Source organism: Citrobacter sp. TBCS-14 (assembly GCF_005280805.1).
Taxonomy (GTDB): domain Bacteria; phylum Pseudomonadota; class Gammaproteobacteria; order Enterobacterales; family Enterobacteriaceae; genus Citrobacter; species Citrobacter gillenii.
Genome location: NZ_SZWM01000170.1, coordinates 1 through 522, shown reverse-complemented (window position 1 = coordinate 522; position 522 = coordinate 1). Strand labels below are relative to the sequence as shown.

The following is a 522-nucleotide window of genomic DNA, read 5'->3' as shown; positions in this document are numbered from 1 at the left end:
GAACAAGGAAGGCGAACCGATGGGCGTTATCATTCAGAAGAAAGATGGCGGCTATCTCTACACCACGACCGATATCGCCTGTGCGAAGTATCGTTACGAAACGCTGCACGCCGACCGCGTCCTCTATTACATCGACTCCCGTCNGCCAGCATCAGCATTTAATGCAGGCATGGACCATCGTGCGTAAAGCCGGTTATGTGCCGGACTCCGTACCGCTGGAACACCATATGTTCGGCATGATGCTGGGTAAAGATGGTAAACCGTTCAAAACACGTGCGGGCGGCACGGTAAAACTGGCCGATCTGCTGGATGAAGCGCTGGAGCGCGCACGTCGTCTGGTGGCCGAGAAGAACCCGGACATGCCTGCTGATGAGCTGGAAAAACTGGCGAATGCCGTTGGTATCGGCGCGGTGAAGTATGCGGATCTGTCGAAAAACCGTACCACCGACTATATCTTCGACTGGGACAACATGCTGGCGTTCGAAGGCAATACCGCGCCGTACATGCAGTATGCTTACACCC

The 522-nt window shown here is 55.1% G+C and carries 1 pseudogene; it reads left to right on the top strand.

Features of this window, described 5'->3' with window-relative positions:
- Positions 1 to 522: pseudogene (gene argS / locus FDX22_RS08600) on the top strand (arginine--tRNA ligase); the annotation flags it as partial.